The organism is Streptomyces sp. NPDC059832, assembly GCF_042731715.1.
Lineage (GTDB): Bacteria > Actinomycetota > Actinomycetes > Streptomycetales > Streptomycetaceae > Streptomyces.
In genome coordinates this window covers 1-18,597 of record NZ_JBHWIY010000071.1, presented here as the reverse complement: position 1 = coordinate 18,597, position 18,597 = coordinate 1, and the positions used below count along the sequence as shown (strand labels likewise).

Here is an 18,597-nt window from a genome sequence, read left to right as displayed (position 1 = left end):
TGGGAGATGATCTCGACGGGTACCGGTGCCCCCGGTACGACGGCGACACGGACGACACGGGCAGTCCCCTCCCCGATACGACCTCCGCGAAGATCCGCCCGCGCCGGTCAGCCAACGTGACGACGCCCGCGACACTCAGCCGCCCTTCCGCAGGTCGGCCAGTACGAGGTCGACGGTGCGCTCCACCAAGCAGGTGTCCAGCGGGGCGTGCCGGAAAAGGGCCCGGTAGTAGACCGGTGCCGCGAGCGCGTCGAGGGTGAATTCCATCTCGGCTTGGTCGAGCTCTCGGATGTCGCCGCGTGCGGCGGCGGTGCGCAGGACGGCTTCAGTGCTGCGCCGGCGGGCGTGGAAGACGTCGTCGAGGAAACTCTCCCGCAGCTCGGGTTCGCGGGCGAGGTCGGCGACGAGCGCGGGTAGGACGGGGCCCAGGACGGTGGTCTCGAACGCGGTTACGAGGCTGCCGATGCCAACGAGGAGATCCGCCCGCAGGTCGCCGCTGTCCACCGTCGGTGTAGTGCCCAGGACTGTGGCCAGCGCGTCAGTGACCAGGTGCTGCTTCGAGGGCCAGCGGCGGTAGATGGCAGGCCGGTAGACATCGGCGTTCTTGGCCACCTGTCCGATGGTGAGTTCGGAGTAGCCGACCTCGGCGAGCAGGTCGAGCGTTGCGACGCGCACAGCGGCGTCGATCTGTGGATCCTTCTGGCGGCCGGCGGTACGCGGGGGCGGGGGCATGAGGAAATCCTTTCGGTCGGCTTGCGGACTGTAGCGGATTTTGAATTGATACAAGTCGTACTGTATCAATTCGAGGGTCCCTGCTCAAGGTGACCTCCTCCCGCCGAAGGACCCCCTATGACCACTCCACCCGCGCACCCTCGGATGTTCCGCGATGCCACACCCGCTTCATCCCTTCCGATACCGGGGCGAAACGTTCCGACGATCGGTGCTCTGATCGCGCTCGCCCTGGTCGCGCTCGACCTACGGGCCCCGGTCACCGCGATAGCCCCACTGCTCGGCCGCCTTCGCGGCGACCTGGGTCTGTCGGCTGCGGCGGTGAGCGTGCTGACCGCGCTGCCGGTACTGTGCCTGGGCGTGTTCGCGTTCGCAGGCCCGGTGCTCGGGCGGCGGTACGGTGAGTCGCGCGTGGTGCTCGCGAGCCTGACGCTGCTCGTTGTCGGCGCGACGCTGCGGCTGCTACCGGGGGCTGCGGCGTTGTTCGTGGGCACGGCCCTGGTCGGCGCGGCGATCGGGCTCGCCAACGTGCTGCTGCCCGGGCTGATCCGGCGGCGCTTCGCGGGTGCGGTGGCCGGGGTGACCGCGTTCTACTCGGCGTGCCTGACCCTGGGCGGCGCGAGCGGTTCGGCGGTTGCCCCACCGTTGGCCGACGCGACCGGTTGGGGCTGGCGCGGTGCGCTGGTACTGGTGGCCGTCCCGCTGTCGATCGCGGCGATCCTGGCCTGGTGGCCGGGGGCACGTGCGGACGCGCGGGCGGTCGACGCGCCGACGCCGAACCGTGTGGGGCTGTGGCGGGACGCGATGGCGTGGCAGGTCACGGTGTTCTTCGCGGCACAGGCGCTGTTGGCGTACGTAGTGTTCGGATGGCTGCCCACGATGGCCCAGGACCGGGGCATTGGCGAGGCGCAGAGCGGCCTCCTGCTGTCGCTGACCAGTTTGGTGGGAGTCGCAGGGGCGGCGCTGCTGCCCGCGGTGTACCGCCGACTGCCCGACCAGCGTGGGCCCGCCGTGCTCGTGGCGATGCTCAGCGGAGCGGGTCTGGTCGGCGTCGTCCTGGCCCCCGCGCCGGCGGGCGTGTGGGCAGCGGCGGTGGTCCTGGGGCTCGGCCAGGGGGCCGGATTTGCGGTCGCGCTGAGCCTGATCGGGCTGCGTACCGGCAACGGCGACGAGACGTCGGCACTGTCCTCGATGGCCCAGGGCACCGGCTTCCTGATCGCGACGATCGGCCCGCTGGGCGCGGGGCTGCTGCACGAGGTGAGCGGCGGCTGGGGCGTTCCGTTGGTGACGCTCCTGGTGGTGTGCGCGATTCAGGCTGCCGCAGGCCTGGGGGCAGGGCGCGCCGGGCAGGTCCGGGGCAGGTCCGGCCCGAGAGCGGCCTGACCCCTGACAGTGCGCGGGTGCCAGTGATCTTGTGCTGCCCGATGGCGTGGACACGCGTCCGAGGCCCTTCCCGGCGGGCCCCGGACGCGCGCTGATGAGGTGGCTCGCTGGAACCGTCCCCGCTCGGAAGAGCACCGGGAAGATCAGCAGAGGCGTGGCGTCACGCGGCATAGTCGGCGAGATGATCGGACGTCTGTACGGCATCGTCATCGACTGCCCTGACCCATCAGAGCGTGCCGCCTTCTACGAGAAACTCCTGTCGCTCTCACGACTGGAGGACACTCCTGCGTTCATCGTGCTCGGCAGCACAACGGGTACAGAAGTCGGCGACTGTCCTCGTCTCACATCACCTCGGGCAGGACCGACTCCAGGATGTCGCTCACACTGACGTCTTCCTCGTTGGCCAGGATCGCGACCGTGACGTCGAGTTCGGGCAGACAGGCGAGGAACGACAGATAGCCGGGATTGTCGCCCGGGTGGAAGAACGCTGCTCGGCCGGCCACGGTACCGAGGCAGTAGCCGTACCCGTAGCTGTCGGCGACGACAGGCCCCAGGGAACCCCACTTGTCGGTGATCGCTGTCCGAAGGGTGATCATCTTCTCGCGGGAAGCCGGCGTGACGACGGCCCCGGAGTTGAAGGCGGCTGTGTATGCGGCCAGATCACCCACGGTGGACCAGACATCCGCCGCACCCGGAAGGGCGGCGAACTCGACGAGGTCGACGCGCCGACCCGTTCGGTATCCGCGTGCCGCCTCTCGCGGCGAGGTCCCACCGAGGGAGGTCTCCTCCAGGCCGCACGGGCGCAGGATGCGCTCGGTGACGAAATCGGCGTACGGCCGGCCGGTGGCCTGCTCGATGATCCGGGCCACCACGAGGTAACCGGGCGAGCTGTAGTGCCAGGCCTCGCCAGGCACGCTGCGCAGCGCAACCGCGGCGAACCGATCGAGGAACGTGCCGACATCCCTCAGATCCTCAAGTCCCAAACCGGGAAGGGCCTGCCAGTGTCCCAGACCCGAGGTGTGGGACAGAAGGTCATGAAGCGTCAGACCACGCCACTGCGCGGGACAGTCGTGCCACCACTCGGGGATCGGGACGTCCAGGGCAAGAACCGAGTCCTCCACCAGGAGCATGGCAGCAGCCGCAGTGAACTGCTTGCTCAGGGAGGCGACTTGGAACCGGGTCCGGGGCGTACACATCGCTCCCGAATCGGCGTCCGCGATGCCGGCTGACGCCCGCACCACAACATCCGGGCCCTTCAGTACCGACACCGACCCGCTCAAGCCGTCAATCTCAGACACCCCGTCACACTAGCCTCAAGGGTGTCCGGGGGAGTGCTCTTCGGCTGACCCGGACGCATCGCGGGCCGTGGTGTCGAGCCCGCCGTCGCGTGCGCCGCCTCGGCATCTGGCTACGGAGCGTGCTTGGGCTTGGTGTCCCCTCTGCGATCGGAGTACGGCAGCTGTGCGTAGACGATGACCACGGTCTCGGCACGCGGATCCCGGCTGTCGCGGATCGCCAGCTGCTCCGCCTTTTGCCGAACATCTGCGAGCGCCTGGGCCGACTCCGGAGTGAGCCGGGGCATCGTGTCGACGATGCGGCCTGGGGTCCCGGCCGGCTGCTCGGCTCGAAGAACCACCGCTCTGCCACCCGTCACGACGTGGGACGAGTCCTCGCTACCGGCGAGGCATACAGCCGCCCTGCCACCACAAGAAGGTGGCAAAACCACGGCGCTCTACATAAATGACAAAGTGAGAGCCTGTTTCCGATCCCCCAATCTTCGTCGTTCGTCTCGACTACCCTCTGCTTAATGACCATTGACAATACGTTCCTGGCTCGAGACCTGATCGCTCGGACAGAACAGGCAGTCGGAACCGTTGCCCACCTCGCGGTAGACACTGAGGTCACGTTCACGATCGATGACATCGTGGGCACGGTGGAGCGTGGGTTGCCTGATGGCTATGCCGCGCCGACGACAGGCGACATGACGTAATCGCACAGATGGCACAGGACATCCTGAGCGGGAAGATGTACGACGGCGCGTAAGTACTTGCTCTCGGCCCCCACGCCTCAGCACCGGTTGAGCCGGAGCAGGGGGAAAGCTGCCGGGCATCTGCGGTACACCTGGCGGCATGAAGTTGAGCGATCTCAGCCCGCTGATGGCACGCCGTGAAGGCGGCCTCAGCTATGACCGTTTCCGCGCCGACCCCGCACTGGCATCGCTGCAGTGGCCGGACGATGTCCTCGAACAGTTCCTCTTCGACCACGGCGACAACGCCGCCTTCGTGTACGACTACGACAGCATTGACCTGCGCGAGGTCAGGTGGCAGCTCGAGACGATCCCGGCCGCGCCTTCAAGGAGATGCCGACCGGAGCGTCCGATGCCGGCTGTATCGAGAGCTACGCCGAGAACCTGGTGCACTGGGTCGAACTTCGCCCTCACGAGGTCGGGCAACACTGGGAAGATCACGGTACGTGGCTGCGCCCACCGGTCCTAATCGTCCGACGGCTCTTGGACCCATCGGACACAGGTCTTCAGGTCCTGGAGGGCGGAACACGCGTCGGCGTCCTACGAGGTCGTCTGCGTGAGGGACTACACGTCGCGTCCCACCATCAGGCCTGGGTCGGACACCCTGCGACAGCGCCAGGAACTAAAAACCGGCCGAATACGGCTGGCCAGGCCCGCTGACGACGTGGGCCCGCGAAACTGGCAGATCACCTATCTGTGGAGGACTCATGATTCCGGCGACTGTGCCCACCGAAGCCATCTTCGATCGAGGCCGCCTGCCCGATGAGTCTCGCCCCGTGCACGCCTGGGACGACGAAGGCGAACCGCTGGTGCTGTGGCGCAATGAGCTGCGACGAGCACAGAACATCGAGGGCTTCAAGGAAGTCCGTGAGTGTCGTCAGATCGTGGGTGTCGTCCCGGGAGGGGGCTGGATGACGGAGTGGAAAGACCCGAGTGCGGAGACCTCGTCCGCTGATCCGGTGGTGGCCTGGGCCGTGTACTCCGACGGAGACGCCAGAGCTATCGACACTGACGCCGATGGCGACACTGTGCTGCTGTCTACGCTCGCCGAGAACCGGCGGATCTACCACCCGGGCCAGATCCCGGAAATGCCGCTGCCCGGCAAGAAAACGCCGGGTACAGCGGCAGAAGCCAGGTGAAAACGACCTGCGGTTGGGCCTGCCGGAATGGTGGGCCCAACCGCAGGAGACGACGTCAAGCAGCCCAGTCGAGCCCAAGGCTGGCCAGCGCCTGGAGCTTGTCGGCGGTCAGCTTGGCCCGGCGGCTCTTGCTGTTGCTGAGGAACACCCCGAGCTTGACCTCCGTGCCGTCCGGCAACGCCTCTACAGCGAAGTGCCGCTGCCAGTCCGCCGGCCACTCCGGGTTCCAGTCCTCGTCCACCGCCCTCAACGCTGCCTCCCACTCCGGGTGCACGATCAGGGACGAGAGTTTCCCCTGTCCCGGCTTCTGACGCAGCACCCGGCCGATGGCCTGCACGATGTCGTGCGGCGCCCCCTTCGGGTCCAGCAGTGCAGGAGAGCGCGAGCGACGTTTGTTCGGGATCCGTCGTGATCGGGGGAGAACCGCAGGTCGCAGGGTCCGCCACGATCGGGCCGCGCGCCGACTGCTGACCTGCAGAGGGGTCTGCGCGCCTTCGGACCCGTCACCGCCGTCCGATGCGGCAGCCACCCGGGTGTCCTCTGACAGGTGATCTCGACCGTTTACCAAGTGATCTTGAAGGCCGATGGGCTTCCGTCATATCGACTTGATCGGACCGTCGGCGAGCGAACAGTCCGGTTGACGCAGCAGATTTGGCTATCCGGCTGGGGATGAGTTCTGTAGGCCGATCAGGATGGCGAGCTCGTCGCCGGTGAGCCGGCAGCGATTCGGTCGGGTGGGCGCGGGCATCTTCGCGATCCTCGGTCAGGGCGTCATGAGCGCTCGGTAGACGTCGTCGGGGATTTCGACCTCGGTGATGGGCGTCTTCCGCCGGCCGAAGTCCGCGCCGTGCTCGTAGGCGAGTCGACTCAGATGATCCTCTGCTCGCTGTGCGTACGATGTGTCGAATGCGGTCGGGTCGATCGCCGCGATGAACAGGCCTAGGCGCGGGGACCGGGTCCCGGAGTCGAAGGGCGCCGCATCCTGTGAGAACGATCCGCCGGCCACGGCGGCCAGCATCTCGACCATGAGCGCGATGTTGGCACCCTTGACACCTCCGAACGGCAGGAGCGCGCCGCTCAGGGCGGCGCGTGCGTCGGAGGTCGGGTTGCCGTCGGCGTCGAGCGCCCAGCCGTCCGGAATGGTCTCGCCTCGCATCGCCGCGTCGCGGACGGTCACCCAGGCGGTCGCGCTCGTCGCCTGATCGAACATCCGCGGACCCGACGGGTGAGGCAGCGCGCACGAGAGCGGATTGGTGCCCGTGATTGCCACGCGCGCGCCGTACACGGCCATGAGCGCCGGCGAGTTGGCGCATGCCAGGGCGATCAACCCCTTTTCGGCGACGCGCGATGTGTAGTGACCGAGCTCTCCGGCGCTGAAGGAGTTATACATGGCGAGAACGGCCACACCGCAGGTGCGAGCCCGCTCGACAAGGGCTCCGAGGGCGTGGTCGAACGCGAGCTGCGCGGTGCCGCAGTCGGCGTCGACGGTGACGACGGCGGCCCGAGCCGAGGCGACGCGGGGTCGGGCCACGCCGTTCAGACGTCCGTATCGCAGAGCGGCGAGGTAGTCGAGCAGATGCGCCGCTCCCACTTCACGCCTGCCTCGTCGCTCGGCGGCAACGGTCGCTGACGCGAGAACTGCAGCCGTCTCTGGGGATCCGCCTGCGGACCGGATGGCAGATTCGCACAGTGATTCCAGAGCGTCCAGCGGCATCCGGTGGGAGGAACGGTTCGAAGTCATGTCCCTCGAGGCTATCGGAAAGGCGCAGAGTCACAGGCCGCGTGGAGTCGTTCGGCCACGATCCTGTGGGAGCAAGAACTAGATCCAGCCGTGCTTCTTTCCGAGGAGCATGGCCTGCTGGGCTGGGGCTCGCGATCAGCGGCTCGCGTGAGCAGCGCGGCAGAGAACACGTCCATCTTGCGGCCGAGGATGCGGCGGAACTCATTGCCCAGCCCGTTTACCCGGAATAGGATATTCCCCTCCGCTGGATCGAGGCCGACGTCGTTGATCACGGTTGGTGTGGTGGGGAACCGGGCTCGTGCAGCAATCATCAGTAGCCGGCGGATCACCGGGCTGGCGCCCGAAGTGATCGATGAACTCGTTGCCGAGGTAGGCCCATTGTGGCATGAGCGGCATCAGGCAGGGCCCATCTCGCGTCCTCGCCGGCGGGCCCTGGGCGCCGGGGCGAAACACAAACCCGCGGCCTCGCCACCCGCTGCTACGCCCTCAGCCCAGACGGCCGAGCCCTCCACGGCCCGCTCTCCGACAGGGGGCGGGCACCCACATGCCCGCCCCATTGCACGTTCCTCTGCTGCGCCCGCCTCCTACCAGCGCATGCCGAGTTCATCGAGGTCTGTCCGGCGTTGTTCGGGGAGTTTCGCGGCGCGTTTGCGGACGTTGTCGAGCCATGTCCCGAGCTTGACCACCACGCCCCCGTCAGCGCCGCCCTGACGGCCTGTCGGGCCGTCTTGCGTCTCCCGGGAGCTCGACGTGCTTCCGGGGGACTCTCAGGTGCCCTTCCCGGGCGTGGAACTGCCGTGCCGCCGTGAGGTTGAGGGCCACATGGTGTCCTGCGCCCGTTTCGCCGGCCGTTCGTTGTCCTGGGCCGGTGTGATCGTGGGGGTGTTCTCCAGGATCCACTGCTGTACAGGCAGGAGCTGTTCCCACCCGAACCGCTGCGCCGTGACCCAGCGTCCGAGGTCCTGGCCCTGGACGACGACGTCGCCCGCAGCCTCCGGGAGTGTGCCGTCGGCCTTGACGTGGTTCTGGACGAGGCGGTAGCAGCGCTGCCACCCGGTGTCCCATACCGGGCACCACCCGGATCGACCGTGTCCAGCTCGTCCCGCCGCGCCTCGTGCGGTGGCCGGGTGTGCCCGCCCGTCGGCGGACTCGGCACTGTCCCGGTGCACCGCGACGAAAGGGGCCGCCCGGTGGGGGAGGCTCTCGTGCTCCGGGCCGTGCCGGCGGGCTCAGTCGGTCGTGTTCGGGCGGTCGGCGGCGGTGACGAGGTCGGCGAAGGTGAGCGGTTCGCCCGGGGCAGGGGCGGGCGCCGGTGCGGACTGCGTGGTCAGGCCGTCGAGGGCAAGGTCGAGATGGCGGTGCAGCAGAGTGCCGTCCGCGTCGAGCCGGGAGAGACCACCGGGCAGGGGGCGGGACAGCCGGATCGACAGGAGGATCAGGTCCCCCGCCCCCACTTCGGGGCGCAGCCTGCCGGATTCGTGCGCCGCGCGGATCAGGTCGTCGAGCGCCCCCGATGTGCGGGTCCGGCTTTCGATCAACTTCTGGTCGACAACGAGCCGTTCGAGCAGCACAGGGATCACCGCGCCCATCCGGAGGTCGGCTGCCGCGTGGACGAAGCGCCGCACCACGGCGTACGCGTCACCCTCCTCCCGCGCCGCCTGGTGGGCCGCGGCCTCAAGGCGTGAGAGCAGGTCACCGGTGAGATCACGCACGAGTGCCTCGCGGTCGGCGTAGCGACGGTAGAGCGTGGCCGGCCCCACACCCGCCCGGCGCACGATCAGGTCCAGCGGGGCGTCCAGGCCCCGCTCCAGGAACACATCGCGGGCGGCATCCAGGATCCGTCGTCTGCTGCGTTCGGCGTCCGCCCGCATGAGATCCACCTTCCATGAATGAAGCGGAGAACTTCTCTCCGTCTATGCTAGCGTGGCGTAGGCGGAGAATAGTTCTCCGTTTCGCTCGAAAGGGGCTTCGCCATGAACACTGGCGCGCTGGATGTCCGCACTGTCATCGACGGTGTCGAGTACGGGGACGATGCCGTTCGGCAGTGGGAGCTGGACCGTTCACGGGCGGCGCTCACCCTGCTGAAGCAGCGGATCGGGGACGAGCGGATGCGGGAACTCCTCGCCCCCGATCTCGCCGCGTCAGACGCGGTGATGGCACCGCTTCCGAACGGGTCCGGAGGAGCCTGGCGGTCGGCCGTCACCGAAATGACAGTCGCCGGGATCGACGTGGACCGGTTCCTCACCTGGTGGCAGGGCCGGCTCGCGGGCGGTGACCGGTCCGCGCTGCTCTCCGCCAACCCCGAGCACTACCTCGCCGACTCCAGCGGCGGAGTGGTCGAGATCATCGAGACCATAGGATCCGGCCCCCTCCGGTTCTTCCTCACCTTCCACGACGGCGTCGAAATCGCGGACGAGGGCCACGAGGAGTACCCCGTGCGTATCGGCGGCACCGGACGTCTCGGTGACGGCATGGAGATCGCCCGCGTCATGCATGAGTTCGGCGACGGCCCCGACGGCTTGCGCATCCGTCTGACCATCCAGTTCCCGGCCAACGCCCCTGAGCACGTCTTCGTCGGGCATCAGTGGCACTTCGCCTGCGAGTTCACCAACTGGCTGGAAGGCGCGCACGCCCAGGTGTGAGCTCCTTCCGCACGCAGGCGGGGATCCCCTGGCGATCAGGGGATCCCCGCGGCCAAGGGGGATCCCGCGCCCCGGGCTCTCCTCGGCGCGGCCCGGCGAACAGCGATTCTCGAGGACCACGTTCATGACAACCACAACTTCGGCCGTGCCGGCGCAGGCCGACCCGCCCACCACCGCAGAATCCGGCATCCTGCGTCGCGCAGCCTGCGAATTCGGCCTCACCGGCCTTCTGCTGTTCTTCGTCGTCACCGGCGTGCGCTGGCTTATCGCACCCGACTCACCGATCTCCGCCCATGACATCCACTACGCTCTCGCCGTCCTTGGCGTCACCATCGGGGTGCTTCTCATGGTGTTCATGATGTCCCCACCCGGCCGGCGGTCCGGCGGACACCTCAATCCCGCCGTCACCATCGCGCTGTGGCGGCTCGGTGCCTTCCCGGCCCGCGCCGTCGTCCCGTACGTCACGGCCCAACTGGCCGGTTCCGTCGCGGGAACGGCGCTCGGCCGACTTGTCTGGGGACGGGCAGTCTCCCGCGTCCGCGTCGGCTACGCGACCGTCCACGCCGACCCGGCATGGGACGCCACCGCGATCCTCACGGCGGAGACCGGAGTCCTCGTCCTGCTGACCATGATGCTCTCCGTGCTCCTGGCACACCCGGCCGGCCGCAGACTGCTCCCCTGCGCGGTGGGGCTCGCCACCGCGGTCATCATCGCGACGTTCGGTCCCCTCAGCGGCGGATCGGCCAACCCGGCACGACAGTTCGGTCCGGCGCTCCTGGCCCAGGACACCACCCACCTGTGGATCTACCTGCTCGCTCCGGTGCTCGGCGCGGTGCTGGGAGCAGCCCTCGTGGCTCTGGCCAAACCCCTGACCGCACAGCGGCCCCGGTGCTGACAGAGAGGGAAATCACCAATCGGCTATCCGGCGGACCGGAACGCCGGCCCACGCCGGTGTCCAGATCTCGCCGTCGGGGCGGCCGGGGCAGACGCATCTCGTCTGGTCCCGCCTTGGCTTCGAGCATGCTGACGGCGGGCGGGCGGGAGACGAGCGACGTCTATGCCGCGGGCCCCGCCGCGTTATCTGCCCGGCCGGGCAACCTCCTCAGGTACCCCAAACCGTTCATGGAGTTCTTCGGCAAAACGCGTCCGGTAGATGCCGTGGACGATGGTCCAGGGAGACTGGTAGCCCCTGTGCTCCGGGTCCGAGACATCTTCGTCCCACGGCACTACGCAGTCTGGAAGCAGCCGCGCACGGCCCAGATACATCTGCGCGGCCTCTTCCAACTGCACTTCTCCTGCGATCACCGAGCTCCATAGCCCGCAGCCCTGCCCGACCACCCACATGCACAGATCTTCGGTGCTGTCTTCGGACCAGACGTCCCCATCCACGCTCACGCCTTCCGAGAAGTCGGCCAGCGAATCAGCCGCGGACTCGTACGCGAGCGCGAAGGCTTCAAGGACTTCCCGCGGCTGGGACTCCAACCACAATTCAAGGGCAGACAGACGCGGTCGTGTCGCTTCCAGGACTTCCCAGAACCAATCAGGAACATGATCCGGTCCCATTTCGGCTCCCGTGTCGATGGCTGCGGTACCCGCCCGACCGTACAACGGGATGGAGTCCCCTGGACACACCCAGACTTCGGGCGCGCTGACCGAGGCACGGCGCGCAGCATCCCAGATCGCGGTCGCGGGCGGCAGGAGATGTCCGTGCACGGCCGCCCAGGCGCGGGCGGCTGTGAGGCCTTCCTCGAACGCGATGTCCTGGTGGGACCAGACCATGCCCAGCTCATCGAGCTGTTCCACCCGCCCCGGATCCAGGCGTCCGGCCTTATGGGTTTTCCGCTGGTCGGCGAGCCATGTCCCGAGCGGGAACCCTGCCGGCGCCCAGTCGTCCGGGGTGACGTAGTCGTACGGCACCCGCAACTGCTGCGCCCCGGTCTCCTTCACATACCGCACGCACGCCTGGATACCGCGCCGCCAGAACGTGTTCTCCGGCTCGATGACCCGCAGCTTCACGAACCGTGCCAGCAGCGCCGGATCCCGGGGCGTGCTGAACTTCAGCAGCTCCCGCGCGGGCACACTCGGCCCCCGCTAAGGCGAACAAGCTACACGACAACATCGCCACCCTCTACAGCGCTTAACGCCCAGCAGGTCCCGGCCGGAACCACCCCAGGGGGAAACTGAACCGGACCGGGCTCACCCGCCCCGGCCAGCCGGGCCCGCGGCCGGAAACCCGCCCCGGTCGGTAGGCCCGGGCCTACCGACCGGGGTAGGGGTCTCTCAGCGTTGGGCCGTGTCAGACGGCGTCAGGCGGGGTTGCCGCCCCAGTTGAGATAGGCGTCAACCGCACCGGCTTCATTCACGACGAGGTAATCGTCTGGAGCCGAACCCCAAGGAATGAGGCGAAAGACTCCCGCAGGATGGAGGTACCGCTGCGATCGTCCGATTCCATGGCGGCCTGCTCGCCGGTCGCCAGCCGGTCACCACCCCGGAGCCGTGGGCTGGAGGCCAGCTCATGGCCGGCGAAGCCGACTGGGGCTGTACGTGCCCGTGCACCACGACCCGGCGACCGGCGTCGTCCTGGCGGAGGCCCGCGTCACCATCCCGCGCCGCCGGTAGCCGTCCACTCCGGCATTCGCTGCCATACCGGCTGCGGTGCAGCGAACACGCAGGAGCCCCCGGGCCCTTACGGCGGGCCCGGGGGCTCGTAGAGGCGGGGAACGGTCAGGCCGAATGGACCCTTTTACCCTGCCTGGTTCGACCAGGACAGGAAGTCCGCCCAGAACGTTGCCGTGGCGTCAACGACCTGCCGTTCCTCTTCGGTTCTGTCCTGCGGGCCGCCGAACTCCTGATGCACGTAATCGATAAGGTCGTATCCGTAGGGGGTGATGTCGGCGCCGCGGATCGACAACACCGGGTGAGCAAATGTTTCGCGGCCAGCCGGCAGGTAGCGATGGGAGTAGACCGGAACCAGCTGCGGTGCTGACGCCAAGTGCGCCCTCGCGCCAGCCACGGCGTCTGCCTGGCGGGCAGGGCGAGTACCCCAACCCGGATACCAGAAGTCCGCCTCCGCCACCGCGAACAGTACGTCCTCAACCGGCCTGTCGAGCCAGGAACGGAGCAGGGCGGCATTGCCGTAGCGCCAGTCGGGCCACTCCTCTCCCGCGGGCAGGCCCACCACGAGGAAAGCACGGTGGTCATCGGCGAACGCGAACCCGAGCCGCGCTTCGATACCAGCCAACTCCTGCTCCGTCAGCCCCGGACGGATCTCGGTGCGCCCGAGCCGGGCCAACAGGCGCGCGGCCTTGGAGCCGAGTCGCACCCCAAACTCATTGACCATTTGCGCAGGCTACAACCCCATGATGTGCAACCAAGACCCAAGGGCCGCGATCTCACCGACACGCAGAAGATGTACGACACTGCAGCGATTCAGCAGAACCACACGTATCTACCTTCGAACGAAACCGCTTCTACTCGACGGCTACGCAAAGTGGTGACCCGTTACCGGGAAAGCTCATTGGGCCGGGGCTCACGGCATCCGGTGGATGCGATCACAAGGCGGAGGAGGCACCAGCCACGCAACCGTTCGAGTTAGATAAGAGTCTAGTGAGCGGAAACTTTTCTCCTGGAAGGCACCGCCCGTTTTCCCGCGTCCCAGCAGAGGATCTCTCCAATGCCGATTCCCGCGCACAACCGTCGCGCCTCCCGTGCCGTTGCTGCCACCCTCAGCGCTGCCGGCCTGATCGCACTGGCTGCGGCTCCTGCCGCCTTCGGCGATGAAGCCACACCCGAGTTGGTCATTGGGGGCATCGAGCCGGTCAACGGGGTGAAACCTGGGAGCAGCTTCGATCTCTCGGCAACCGTGGCGAACAAAGGCACCGGGGCGGCCGAGAAGGTGTGGGTCTCCTACGGCGTCACCCGAGGGCTCGACTTCGCGGAGGTTCCCTCCAACTGCCGGACACAGCAGGTCCGGTCCTACGACGAGATGCCCGAGAGATGGATTGCGGTGTGTGCGTTCGACCAAGTGGTGGAGCCGGGCACCGTCTACACGCCCGAGAGGCCTCTCCGCGTCGAGGCACTGGACCGCGCGCTCAACGACGAGCTGCGAGTGAATGTCTGGGACGTCGATCCCGGAGCGGACGAGAACGGCACCCAGCCGGTGGCGGGAACCGCGCCGGCGGTGAATCTGGTCGAGGGACAGGCCGGGAGCGAGGGGACCGCACGAGTTGTCAATGTGCCCGTCAGCTCCGTCAACACGGCCGACTACCAGGTGACGGGTGCCGCGCTGAAGGGGAGCGTCGGTGACACGGTGAAGATGAAGGTGAAGTTCATCAACGCCGGGCCCGCCTGGATCCTGACCAAACAGGGGGAACGGTCCGTCAGCGTCATGATCACGCCTCCCGCCGGAACGACGATCGTCAAGCGCGGCCAGTTCTGCCAGGCCAAGGGTAAGGCGTACGTCTGCGGCATACGGTCGCTAAACGAGGGCAGCCAAGAGACCTACACCTTCGAGCTGAAGATCGACAAGCGGGTGGCGAACGCCAAGGGCCAGGTGGCCCTGAGCACCGAGGCACGGCCATTCGACCCCAACAAGGCCAACGACAAGGCCGACATCACGCTGGACGTCACGGGTGGGGAGCCGACTGGCTCGACGGGCGGCTCGGCCAATGTCTCGGGCGGCTCGGCCGGCGGGTCGTCGACGGCCGGCGACGACGGGACCACGACGAACGGCGGCACCCTGGCAGAAACCGGCTCCTCGACGCTGCCGATCACGGGCGCGGCTGCCGCAGCGGTGGCCACGGGCGCGGGCGTGCTCTTCATCGTGCGCCGTCGCCGGACCCAGAGCCCGAGCTGACGACCTAGCGGCGGTCGCTTTCACAGGCGTCGAGGCGTACGGCGGACAGGTAGTGCGTGCTCTGAGGGTTGACGTCTGCGGACAGTAGGAGTTTGCGGTCCGACGGGTCGAGGACCTCGGTCAGTTCATGGATAGGGTAGCCGAAGAGGTCGAAGTCGCCGAAGGCGACCGGAACGTCGGCGGCCCGGTCCGGGACGCGCTCGGTCCGCTCGACGATCAAGTGCCCCATCATCTGATCGGCACAAGCCGTGCAGGCATAGGCCGTGACCAGGATGTCGCAGTGAACGAAGAAGAAGGTCCAGTGCGTTCCGCACATCCACCCGCCGACGCGAATGTCCGCCAGAGTTGACGCCGTCCACTGCGCCGCATGCTCGGTCATGCCGAATCGCAGCACGCCTGCGTTCGCTGGGAGAACGAGCCCGGTGCCGGGCATCAATCGAAAGGTCACTCGAATAGTGTGCCGGGACGCGTCGGTTGGGCCACCCCGCTTGCGTTCCGTTCGTCCTTCAGCCGCCTCGGATCAGGCACATAGCCCCGCCCGACTACCGCCCGCGTCCTACCAGCGCATGCCGAGTTCGTCGAGGTTCGCACGGCGCTGTTCGGCGAGCTTCCCGGCGCGTTTGCGTACGTTGTCGAGCCAGGTGCCCAGCCGTACGGTCACAGGCTCCTCAGCGCCGTTCTGGTGGCCCACTGCGGCACTTCCTTCCAGGTGTTCGACGTGCTTCCGAGGCACTCTGAGGTGTCCTTCCCGGGCATGGAACTGCCGTGCCGCCGCCAGATTGACCGCCCACATGTCGTCCTGCGTCCGTTTCACCGGCCGTTCTGCCTCCCCAGCAGGTTCGATCCCGAGGACGTTCTCCAGGAGCCATTGCTGTACGGGCAGGAGTTGTTCCCACCCGTGTCGCTGCGCCGTCACCCACCTCCCGAGGTCCTCGCCCTGCACGATCACCTTTCCAGCCGCCACGGGCAAGACCCCGCCGTCCTGGAGGAGGTTCTGGGCGAGCCGGAAGCACCGCTGCCACCCCGTGTCCCATACCGGGCACCATCCCGGGTCGATCTCTTCCAACGCCGCCCGCCGCGCTTCGGTCAAGGCACCTGCACTGGAAGGGACGGGGAGGCCGGCCTGCCGACGCTGCGCAATCTGATCCGCTTATCGATTCCCGGTGTGGGTTGGGGTGTGTGAACGGGGCTGGGCTGGGGTGTTGCAGGTCGGGTGAGAACCGGTCGTAGTGGCTTTCGGGCGGGGTGGTAGGCGGTCTGACCTGGTGTTATCTCAATTCTATTGAGAATTACCGGTGTTGTTGCAGATGGTTTCTGCGTCTAATGGCAGTGCCTGTGTTTTTGCTGGTCAGGCGTGTTTCGCCTGGTCATAGCTTTCTGTGTCGACCGCTGGGCAGAAAAGAAGGGGGGCTACCGGCGGGGTGCTCGGGACCCGTTCATGGTGGTGTGGTGGTGGGTTTCGGCGAGGTGATCGATACGGATCTGGTCGAGGCTGGTTCTGGTGATGCGTTCGCTGCCGTCGAGGATGCTAGTGATCGCTGCCTGGCGGATCAGACGGGTGGGGCTCCCGATCCTGCCTGCGGTCCTTTGGTGGAGGTAGGCGGTGTGGCGGGGGAGTGTCCCGGGCCGGTGTGCCCGGAGATCGAGCGCTGCTTCTACGCCCGCGATCAGTTCTCTGAAGGGTGCTGTCACGTTGTTGAGGGAGTGAGTGCCTGGTGGTGTGTCGGGTGTGGAGGGAGCGGGTTCCGGGGAGCGGTGCTCGACCGGGGGCATCACCTCGCGGTGGGCCGCGCCGTAGGAGCGGAGTCTGTCGGTGACGATCACCCGTGGCACCGAGCAGGCCGTCTTCAGCAGGCGGCGGAAGAAGCGCCGGGCTGCGGCTTTGTCCCGCCGGTTCTGGACCAGGATGTCGAGCACGGTGCCGTCGGCGTCGACGGCCCGCCACAGGTACTTCCGCTCTCCGTTGATCTTGATGAAGACCTCGTCCAGGTGCCACTTGTCGCCCGGCTGCACACGCCGGCGGCGCAGCGCGTTGGCATAGGACTGCCCGAACTTCGCACACCAGCGGCGGACGGTCTCGTGGGACACGATGACACCGCGCTCGAGCATCAGCTCCTCGACTCACGGAAGCTGAGCGGGAAGCGGAAGTACAGCCACACACAGTGCGCGATGATCTCCACCGGGTACCGGTGCCCCTTGTACAACGGTACAACGGCGGCGTATTACCCACGGACAACCCTCTCCACCATGATCAACCCGAAGATCATTTCCCCCGATCAGCCAACGTGACAGTGCCGTCTGGACGTACCGTGGTCCGGCAGTCATTGCTCACTGCGGTCATTCTCGAGTGGTTGGGTCTGCGTCGTTGTGTACACGTGTGTGTTGTCCGGGTGCCGAGTTGGGGCCGGTGGCGGGGGTGCGTAGAAGTACGCGATTTCGTTCCCGGTGTTTGTCTGCCCTGCGAGACTGGGTCCGCCAGGCTGAGGCCGACCAGGGCAGCAGACCCGACTCGCTGCCTGCTGGAGACCGGCGCCACCGCGTCGATCGGCTCTGTCGCCGATAGCTACGACAACGCCATGGCCGAGGTCCTCAACGGCACCTTCAAAGCCGTGTCGATCGAGCTCCACTGCCCCTGGCGCGACGCTGACCAGGTCGAACGGGCAGTCGCCCAGTGGGTCGGCTGGTACAACACCGAGCGACTGCACTCCGCCCTCGACTACCTCCCACCCGAGGAATTCGAGATCCGGCACCACCGCTCCCAGGCGCCCTCGAAGGCCGCCTGAAAACGCGCAAACCGGCCGCTACGAAACTCGGGGCAGCTCACTGGCTGTACGGGGTTTCGAGACCTACGGCACTACGACAGTCAGTGATGTGGCAGTCAGCTCAAAGCCGAGCTTTTCGTAGACGTGGCGGGCTGGATTCGCATCGCTCACGACGAGCGAAATGTCGGCCAGCCCTTCGGCCGCAGCAGCGCTGAGCACCCGGCGCAGCAGACTGGCGCCAAGGCCCGCGTAGCGGGCTTCGGGCCGGCGGAACACGTCCGCGATCCACGGCAGTCCGTCACGGTCGGTGATAATCGCCCCAGCGACAACACGGTCCGTCTCGTCCACCACCAAGGCGCTGCACGGAAGGACCGGCCCGAGAACGGAGCCCGCCAGCATGGGTGCCAGGAGCTTGTTGAGCGCTTCTTCGTCGCTGCCGGAGTGGTGGTCGGGATGGTCGGCAGGAAAGGCGGCTCGCCATGCCGGGAACACCGCGTCGGCAGCGAGGTCACAGGGGACTGCCCGAAGTCCGTTTCCCAGGGCGCATGATGACCAGTCGGTCGGTGGCGGACACGCGACCAAGTCCCTCCGCATCTCATGGGCATGCCGCATCACCCGTGCGCCACGGCGCAGCAGTTGCTCACCGAGCTCCACGGATCCCGAGACTGCCCATCCGGACATACCGGAGACGATGGTGTCCACGGGGTCGGGGCCGACCACTTCGGCCAGGTCCGCCCACGGGTGCCCCTCCCGAACACCCTGCAGATAGGTCAGGACCGGCACGCCCTGCCCATTGGTCAGGGTTTGGCGCTGCTCGTCGTTCTCAGTCACTCTTCATCCTCGAAAGATCATGTGTACTTTGCGTGCGCATTCTGCGGTTCCGCATCCGGTGTCGCAACGGAATTTCCGCAATCTGTGCAGTGAACGATTCACCGGTCCCCATGAGGGTCGAGTGGGCCGTCCCGATCGCCGTGTCGGCGAGCTCGACCAGGAATCCGCCGTGCACCGTGCCCTGTTGGTTGCCGTGCAAGGCCGCGTCCACCTCTGCACGAACCGGGGTGGTTTCCTCGCCGGTGTCGACGATGTGGAAGCCGAGCAGGTCGGAGATGGGCGTCGGATACCGCATGTGGGTCCGGTTTCCCGGCCGCCGAGGGGCACTGTCACGTTGGCTGATCGGGTGAAATGATCTTCGGGTTGATCATGGTGGAGGGGGTTGTCCGTGGGCAATACGCCGCCGTTGTACAAGGGGCACCGGTACCCGGTGGAGATCATCGCGCACTGTGTGTGGCTGTACTTCCGCTTCCCGCTCAGCTTCCGTGA

General features: G+C 67.4%; 21 protein-coding genes and 2 pseudogenes. 9 read left to right on the top strand and 14 right to left on the bottom strand.

All coding sequences use genetic code 11. The annotated features are described in order from the left end of the window. Nucleotides 1-135: 135 nt before the first annotated feature. Nucleotides 136-732, bottom strand: coding sequence for a TetR/AcrR family transcriptional regulator (locus ACFV8T_RS44455; RefSeq protein ID WP_385339327.1), 597 nt, complete (start codon nucleotides 730-732; stop codon nucleotides 136-138). A gap of 117 nt (nucleotides 733-849) precedes the next feature. On the opposite strand from ACFV8T_RS44455, the gene ACFV8T_RS44450 reads away from it, so the two are divergent. Then, nucleotides 850-2,112 carry an MFS transporter gene (locus ACFV8T_RS44450; RefSeq protein WP_385339325.1) on the top strand — a complete coding sequence of 421 codons (1,263 nt, stop codon included), beginning with the start codon at nucleotides 850-852 and terminating at the stop codon, nucleotides 2,110-2,112. A 341-nt stretch (nucleotides 2,113-2,453) separates the two neighbouring features. Here ACFV8T_RS44450 and ACFV8T_RS44445 read toward each other — a convergent pair whose 3' ends face one another. Both ACFV8T_RS44445 and ACFV8T_RS44440 read right to left on the bottom strand, forming a co-directional pair. Continuing rightward, a complete protein-coding gene (locus tag ACFV8T_RS44445; protein WP_385339322.1) occupies nucleotides 2,454-3,410 on the bottom strand; it encodes a serine hydrolase domain-containing protein in 957 nt (318 codons plus the stop codon). A 110-nt stretch (nucleotides 3,411-3,520) separates the two neighbouring features. Beyond that, a complete protein-coding gene (locus ACFV8T_RS44440) occupies nucleotides 3,521-3,694 on the bottom strand; it encodes a hypothetical protein (RefSeq protein WP_385339320.1) in 174 nt (57 codons plus the stop codon). 225 nt (nucleotides 3,695-3,919) lie between these two features. On the opposite strand from ACFV8T_RS44440, the gene ACFV8T_RS44435 reads away from it, so the two are divergent. From ACFV8T_RS44435 to ACFV8T_RS44425, 3 genes are all read left to right on the top strand, one after another. Further along, a complete protein-coding gene (locus tag ACFV8T_RS44435) occupies nucleotides 3,920-4,102 on the top strand; it encodes a hypothetical protein (protein WP_385339317.1) in 183 nt (60 codons plus the stop codon). Between the two features lie 139 nt (nucleotides 4,103-4,241). After that, nucleotides 4,242-4,607: a hypothetical protein gene (locus ACFV8T_RS44430; RefSeq protein ID WP_385339315.1), complete on the top strand. Its 366-nt coding sequence runs from the start codon at nucleotides 4,242-4,244 to the stop codon at nucleotides 4,605-4,607. Nucleotides 4,608-4,845: 238 nt separating this feature from the next. Beyond that, nucleotides 4,846-5,277 carry a hypothetical protein gene (locus ACFV8T_RS44425; protein ID WP_385339312.1) on the top strand — a complete coding sequence of 144 codons (432 nt, stop codon included), beginning with the start codon at nucleotides 4,846-4,848 and terminating at the stop codon, nucleotides 5,275-5,277. Nucleotides 5,278-5,332: 55 nt separating this feature from the next. On the opposite strand, the gene ACFV8T_RS44420 is transcribed toward ACFV8T_RS44425, so the two are convergent. From ACFV8T_RS44420 to ACFV8T_RS44405, 4 genes are all read right to left on the bottom strand, one after another. Next, a complete protein-coding gene (locus tag ACFV8T_RS44420) occupies nucleotides 5,333-5,614 on the bottom strand; it encodes a hypothetical protein (RefSeq protein ID WP_385339310.1) in 282 nt (93 codons plus the stop codon). Nucleotides 5,615-6,040: 426 nt separating this feature from the next. Then, nucleotides 6,041-6,991 carry an Ldh family oxidoreductase gene (locus ACFV8T_RS44415; protein ID WP_385339330.1) on the bottom strand — a complete coding sequence of 317 codons (951 nt, stop codon included), beginning with the start codon at nucleotides 6,989-6,991 and terminating at the stop codon, nucleotides 6,041-6,043. Nucleotides 6,992-7,785: 794 nt separating this feature from the next. Next, nucleotides 7,786-8,187 (bottom strand): hypothetical protein, encoded by a 402-nt coding sequence (locus ACFV8T_RS44410; protein ID WP_385339307.1) that lies wholly within the window; start codon nucleotides 8,185-8,187, stop codon nucleotides 7,786-7,788. Nucleotides 8,188-8,247: 60 nt separating this feature from the next. Beyond that, nucleotides 8,248-8,889, bottom strand: a complete 642-nt coding sequence (locus ACFV8T_RS44405; protein ID WP_385339304.1) for a TetR/AcrR family transcriptional regulator — start codon at nucleotides 8,887-8,889, stop codon at nucleotides 8,248-8,250. A 102-nt stretch (nucleotides 8,890-8,991) separates the two neighbouring features. On the opposite strand from ACFV8T_RS44405, the gene ACFV8T_RS44400 reads away from it, so the two are divergent. Both ACFV8T_RS44400 and ACFV8T_RS44395 read left to right on the top strand, forming a co-directional pair. Further along, entirely contained in the window at nucleotides 8,992-9,660 is a 669-nt protein-coding gene (locus ACFV8T_RS44400; RefSeq protein ID WP_385339301.1) for a hypothetical protein, read from the top strand. A gap of 124 nt (nucleotides 9,661-9,784) precedes the next feature. Next, nucleotides 9,785-10,555 (top strand): MIP/aquaporin family protein, encoded by a 771-nt coding sequence (locus ACFV8T_RS44395; protein ID WP_385339298.1) that lies wholly within the window; start codon nucleotides 9,785-9,787, stop codon nucleotides 10,553-10,555. Between the two features lie 182 nt (nucleotides 10,556-10,737). Here the strand turns inward: ACFV8T_RS44395 and ACFV8T_RS44390 are convergent, their stop codons facing one another. Continuing rightward, the gene (locus ACFV8T_RS44390; protein ID WP_385339295.1) at nucleotides 10,738-11,739 is read right to left on the bottom strand and encodes a helicase associated domain-containing protein; all 1,002 of its coding nucleotides are present in this window, start codon (nucleotides 11,737-11,739) and stop codon (nucleotides 10,738-10,740) included. 664 nt (nucleotides 11,740-12,403) lie between these two features. Continuing rightward, nucleotides 12,404-13,000 (bottom strand): hypothetical protein, encoded by a 597-nt coding sequence (locus ACFV8T_RS44385; protein ID WP_385339292.1) that lies wholly within the window; start codon nucleotides 12,998-13,000, stop codon nucleotides 12,404-12,406. A gap of 333 nt (nucleotides 13,001-13,333) precedes the next feature. On the opposite strand from ACFV8T_RS44385, the gene ACFV8T_RS44380 reads away from it, so the two are divergent. Next, on the top strand, nucleotides 13,334-14,515 hold the full coding sequence (locus tag ACFV8T_RS44380) for a hypothetical protein (RefSeq protein ID WP_385339289.1): 1,182 nt from the start codon (nucleotides 13,334-13,336) through the stop codon (nucleotides 14,513-14,515). Nucleotides 14,516-14,519: 4 nt separating this feature from the next. Here ACFV8T_RS44380 and ACFV8T_RS44375 read toward each other — a convergent pair whose 3' ends face one another. The 3 genes and pseudogenes from ACFV8T_RS44375 to ACFV8T_RS44365 all read right to left on the bottom strand — a co-directional run. Next, the gene (locus ACFV8T_RS44375) at nucleotides 14,520-14,948 is read right to left on the bottom strand and encodes a hypothetical protein (protein ID WP_385339286.1); all 429 of its coding nucleotides are present in this window, start codon (nucleotides 14,946-14,948) and stop codon (nucleotides 14,520-14,522) included. Nucleotides 14,949-15,071: 123 nt separating this feature from the next. After that, the gene (locus tag ACFV8T_RS44370; protein WP_385339283.1) at nucleotides 15,072-15,605 is read right to left on the bottom strand and encodes a helicase associated domain-containing protein; all 534 of its coding nucleotides are present in this window, start codon (nucleotides 15,603-15,605) and stop codon (nucleotides 15,072-15,074) included. A gap of 659 nt (nucleotides 15,606-16,264) precedes the next feature. Continuing rightward, a pseudogene (locus ACFV8T_RS44365) lies at nucleotides 16,265-16,719 on the bottom strand (IS6 family transposase); the annotation flags it as partial. On the opposite strand from ACFV8T_RS44365, the gene ACFV8T_RS44360 reads away from it, so the two are divergent. Then, nucleotides 16,678-17,298, top strand: a complete 621-nt coding sequence (locus ACFV8T_RS44360) for an integrase core domain-containing protein (RefSeq protein WP_385339280.1) — start codon at nucleotides 16,678-16,680, stop codon at nucleotides 17,296-17,298. The pseudogene ACFV8T_RS44365 and the gene ACFV8T_RS44360 sit on opposite strands and share 42 nt — an antisense overlap. Before the next feature lie 63 nt (nucleotides 17,299-17,361). Here the strand turns inward: ACFV8T_RS44360 and ACFV8T_RS44355 are convergent, their stop codons facing one another. Both ACFV8T_RS44355 and ACFV8T_RS44350 read right to left on the bottom strand, forming a co-directional pair. Beyond that, the gene (locus ACFV8T_RS44355; protein WP_385339277.1) at nucleotides 17,362-18,108 is read right to left on the bottom strand and encodes a GNAT family N-acetyltransferase; all 747 of its coding nucleotides are present in this window, start codon (nucleotides 18,106-18,108) and stop codon (nucleotides 17,362-17,364) included. After that, a complete protein-coding gene (locus ACFV8T_RS44350) occupies nucleotides 18,101-18,403 on the bottom strand; it encodes a PaaI family thioesterase (protein WP_382229708.1) in 303 nt (100 codons plus the stop codon). Before ACFV8T_RS44350 ends, ACFV8T_RS44355 begins: the two co-directional genes overlap by 8 nt. 93 nt (nucleotides 18,404-18,496) lie before the next feature. On the opposite strand from ACFV8T_RS44350, the pseudogene ACFV8T_RS44345 reads away from it, so the two are divergent. Continuing rightward, nucleotides 18,497-18,597, top strand: a pseudogene (locus tag ACFV8T_RS44345) (IS6 family transposase); the annotation flags it as partial.